Consider the following 4,566-nt stretch of genomic DNA (forward strand, 5'->3'; position numbering starts at 1 on the left):
TTTATGATGCGCTTACCCTGCTTGAGCCTCTAGCCTCTTTATCACAACTCTGGTTTAACCCAAACATTGCTAAAATCAAACCAGCCTAGCGCATTGCATTTCGCATTTTGTAATGCACCACATTGATCTTTGCTTATTCCTAACCAGCAGTGGAACATCGGGATAACTTGCTGTTTTTCTATTAAAGACTTGCCAATCTCTTTGGCCGGAAATATGGCATTTGGATCGGCGCGCCATTCATCCACTAACTGACACCAATACGAAAAATCTTCAGCGCGGCTTAAATGCTCGATATCACTGTAATCAAGTAACCATCCTGCTAACGCATCTTCTCTATGGTTAGCAATTCCCATCGGTTTGACCCAAACATCGACAGCATCGGTGTCTTCAACCGTCAAGTCATATTTAACAAGCTCCACCGAAATTCCATCTTCTTTTAACAGCTGTTGTATTGTTTTCACTAAGCTTGGAAACATAGGATGTTGAGCATGATATGCAATGGTGATCGAACGCTCGCCCGGCGGTGTAGCGGCAACATCTCCCGATGACTGATGATACCAGCCCGGTTTCAAACCATAAGCAGGTAACACCCCCAATTCGACCACTTTGTCTTCTGGTAATTGACGAAATAGGTTGAGAGTACTGAGTTTATTAGTGAGGTAGCGAGCCCAATTTTCATCAGCGGCAACACCATTTTTTCGATTGAGTAACAAATAAGTACAGCCGGGATCAAGATCCACGTCTTCTGTAAATGAACCTCGCTTTGTTTTTATCGGATGCGATAAGCTAGGAAAAACCATCGAAGAATGTACTTCGTCAATCACCCACACTTCGACCCGGTCAAGCAAAGGCCTAAATCCAAAATATCCATCAAACGCTTGCAAAACTAAGCGTTTTTCATCATTTAAAATGACTTTGTAAGGGCCAGTACCAATCGGCATTAAATCAAAATTATCACTACGATTGGACTCTGGTAGTAAAATCTTGGCACATGACTCAGATAAAAGAAGCGGTAAGCGGCTATCCGCTTTTTGTAAAAAGATATCGATAACCCAGTTGGAGGGAGAGCTGATCCTATCAAGATGAGAGAATAAATTCAGAAATCGCAGTTCCCACAAACTTTGGATAACACCGTCGGTGGTAAGCAAATCTCCATTGTGGAAACGGACTCCGGGGCGAAGATAAAAACGCCAATGTGTTGCTGTCACCGATTCCCACGTATGAGCGAGATCTGGCTGCAGCTGTTCATATTCATCTAGCCGCGTTAGCCCACTAAAAATTTGCATTACGATATGCTGCTCAGATCGACGCATGGATTTTAGCGGGTTTAGCATCGAAAGTGGGCGATAATAAGGCAGCCGTATGACTTGCAGTCCTTCTTGATGCTGAACACCAAGATAGCTTTGGATCACTTGCGTCAGTTTCGCAGCATCTTGATCCAGTACCGAAAATGCATGGCCAATTTTACCTTCATCTAAGTATCGACGCGCAAGGTTTTCACTGACATCACTGCGACTACGTTTAAAAATGAGATCGGATAATTTTCCACGCCCCGCCGCAGGACGCCATTCTATCCAGCCTTCATCCTCCATTTTATTTAAAACAATACGCGCATTACGGCGTGTGCAGAAAAGGATCTCGGTGATCTCTTCTAGCTGGACACCAACATCTTGGCCGTTAAAGTGCTCAAATAAGGATTCAAATTGAACGCGAAGTCGTGGGCTACTCATAAAGAGGAAATCTCAGTTTGTAAAAAACAGAGATAGTTTCCTCATTTTATATTGGTTATGCAATAGTCTTAATCACTGTTTAAAGAATATTACAGCCGAGTTGTTGAGAAAGTTGCTGAATTTGCTCTTCGTTGTCCAACTTAATCGACCATTTACTTTCTGAGCAATTTACAGAGATGACATTCGCCCCTCTCCCAATGAGCTGAACAGCATCGGCTTGGGCTTGTAGCGTGATAGCGAGATCACCCAATACTCGTACCACTAATTCATGGGGTGTTACGATGATTTTTCCACCTGAAAATTCAATCACCATTTTATAAATCAACCTTGATAGCTTGAGAACGGTTACGAATTTTTTGTACTGCGACCGTCAAACGGCTGGTGCACACCAAACGTTCGCGCTCATCAGTGATATTGATTTGCCATACTTGCGTTGAAATACCAAGATGGATAGGTGTCGCTGTTCCTATAACCATCCCCTCTCGCATGGCGCGAACATGATTAGCATTAATGTCTAACCCTACACAATAGTGTTCTTGATCCACACTGAAATTCGCGGCAACTGAACCTAGGGTTTCCGCAAGTACCACCGAGGCGCCACCATGCAGCATACCAAGCGGCTGATGGGTAAAGTGACAAACAGGCATGGTCGCAGACAAAGAGTGATCAGTATAATCGGTATAAATAATATTGAGATGCTCTATCAAGGTGTTTTTGGAGGTGGCGTTTAATGTTATTAAATCGATAGGCTTCTTCCAAATATCCATGCTTTTTTGTCTCATTCATCGTAAAAGAGATCCATTCTATACTTAAAAGGCTACGACTTGCAGCGAGTAATCCGTCAGTTCCGTCTTCGCGACGGATCCTATCGCTCATGTACCTAAAATGCGCAATGGCAGTTGTAGCAGCTCATCCCCTGTCGTTGCAAAACCCCAAATAATAACGATAAGCGCAGCCACTAAGCTGACATACCAAAGTGAAGCTACAATTTGTCCATATCGATTCAGAGGTAGCAAATGACTTTGATGACGCTGCTTCCATTCCATCACAATTTCAATGCTGCCCATAATCAATAAAAAGCCGAACAGGGTTAATCCAAGCCAATAGCTCAAAATGACACCAGCGATCGCCGCAAGAGCACACAACGCAATCCCCAAAGTGCTGTTCATAGAAAAGCTGATGCTTTTTAACACGTGACCACCATCAAGCGGCAATATAGGCAATAGATTGAAGAGATTGAGAAAGGCATTAAAAACAGCAAGGCCCGCAAAAAATATCTCTCCCGTTATCCAATAAACGACAACCAGCACAACCGAGAGCAGCAAACCAAAAAATGGCCCCATAATTGAGATCACCACATCTTGCCAGCGGGTGTTAATTTTTTCATCACTTAATGCCAAACCACCAAGAAATGGAATGAGATAAATACCTTTGGTCTTCATACCAAAATATTTCATCGCTTTGATATGGCCAAACTCATGGAACACTAAACAGGCAATAAGTGCCATAGCAAACTGGAAGGAAAATAACCACGAATAGGCTGCGATACTTGCTGACGCCAGAACAACTTTAATCAGCTTGGCACTTTTCAATGCTTTCATACCAAGTGAAACTAGGCCAATAAGGCTAAAACGTCGTTCCCGCTTTGGCGGGTTATAGGGTGTTTGTTTTTCAATATCTTTTTCTGAACGCTCGCCTTGCGTGACAATGTCACCATTGACTAATGCTTGATAACGAAGTCTAAAAGGCTGCCAACTCAGATTAACATTCAGCTCGCATTGGATCGTCGAGTCCCCACTTAACAACTGAAATCTATGGGTCGTTGTCGCCTCGCTATTCCCTGTCGCATCGCATTGCGCGACCAGTTGATTATCCCAATAGAGTTGCTGCCAACCAGAGATTGAACCTTCGAGACGAAGTGATTTTCCTAAAAATGGAGCCGAGAGGAGTTCCACAGTGATACCTGCATACAAACATAAAAACGGCGTTCATTATGCCTTTGAGCAATAACAGCGTAAAGCACGATGCCGATTTTCTTACGATTGAAGATGACTTAGTTCAATGCCCTTACGAATACCAAGCTTTTTGCCATCTCCCCTTTTAATTCCAGTCGTAACGTGGATAATACGCGCTTACATATTTTTACAAGGTGGGTACTATGTCTACTGAAGCAACTTTACTTGAACGCAGCCAATCAAAATGTGAGCTTTGTTCATCAGAATCTCCATTAGCTCCATTTGTGGTAGCGCCACACACTATGGTTACTGTTGACCATGCCGTTATGTTGTGTGATATCTGCAAAGGCCAAATTGAGAACCCAGAAACAGTAGATATGAACCACTGGCGTTGTTTGAACGACAGCATGTGGAGCCAAGAACAACCCGTTCAAGTACTGGCGTGGCGTCAACTGAAGCGCCTTACAGTCACTGAAGGTTGGGCTCAAGACCTACTTGATATGATGTATCTTGAAGAAGAAGCAGCAAAGTGGGCTGAAATTGGTATGGATGATGATGCAGAAAAGCCTCGTGATGTGAATGGCATAGAACTGAAAAAAGGCGACGACGTGACCATCATTAAAGATCTTCCTATCAAAGGCTCAAGCCAAGTCATTAAACAGGGTACTGTGGTTCGGGGTATCAGTTTAAGCGACGATCCTAAGTTGATCTCTGGTAAAGCTAATGGCCAATCGATGTATATCATTGCTGAATACTGTCGCAAAAAATAATAGCCATTGACGAATAAAACAAAGGCGCAACTTAGTTTGCGCCTTTGTTTTTCGGAAACCGTTGTTTTCATGAGCAGTGAAACTAGTAAATTTTAGTAAGCGCATCATAAA

The 4,566-nt window shown here is 43.1% G+C and carries 5 protein-coding genes; 1 reads left to right on the plus strand and 4 read right to left on the minus strand.

Annotation, left to right across the window (positions count from 1 at the left end; genetic code table 11):
- Nucleotides 1-41: 41 nt before the first annotated feature.
- From VOR_RS0116305 to VOR_RS0116320, 4 genes are all read right to left on the minus strand, one after another.
- Nucleotides 42-1,730 (minus strand): SgrR family transcriptional regulator, encoded by a 1,689-nt coding sequence (locus VOR_RS0116305; RefSeq protein WP_010320751.1) that lies wholly within the window; start codon nucleotides 1,728-1,730, stop codon nucleotides 42-44.
- A gap of 79 nt (nucleotides 1,731-1,809) precedes the next feature.
- Nucleotides 1,810-2,043 carry a DUF3389 domain-containing protein gene (locus tag VOR_RS0116310; RefSeq protein WP_010320752.1) on the minus strand — a complete coding sequence of 78 codons (234 nt, stop codon included), beginning with the start codon at nucleotides 2,041-2,043 and terminating at the stop codon, nucleotides 1,810-1,812.
- A 1-nt stretch (nucleotide 2,044) separates the two neighbouring features.
- Nucleotides 2,045-2,497, minus strand: coding sequence for a hotdog fold thioesterase (locus VOR_RS0116315; RefSeq protein ID WP_010320753.1), 453 nt, complete (start codon nucleotides 2,495-2,497; stop codon nucleotides 2,045-2,047).
- Between the two features lie 105 nt (nucleotides 2,498-2,602).
- A complete protein-coding gene (locus VOR_RS0116320; RefSeq protein WP_010320754.1) occupies nucleotides 2,603-3,685 on the minus strand; it encodes a site-2 protease family protein in 1,083 nt (360 codons plus the stop codon).
- Nucleotides 3,686-3,888: 203 nt separating this feature from the next.
- On the opposite strand from VOR_RS0116320, the gene VOR_RS0116325 reads away from it, so the two are divergent.
- Complete coding sequence (locus VOR_RS0116325) at nucleotides 3,889-4,455, plus strand: PhnA domain-containing protein (RefSeq protein ID WP_010320755.1); 567 nt, start codon at nucleotides 3,889-3,891, stop codon at nucleotides 4,453-4,455.
- Nucleotides 4,456-4,566: the final 111 nt, after the last annotated feature.

It is taken from the genome of Vibrio ordalii ATCC 33509 (assembly GCA_000257205.1).
Taxonomy (GTDB): Bacteria; Pseudomonadota; Gammaproteobacteria; order Enterobacterales; family Vibrionaceae; genus Vibrio; species Vibrio ordalii.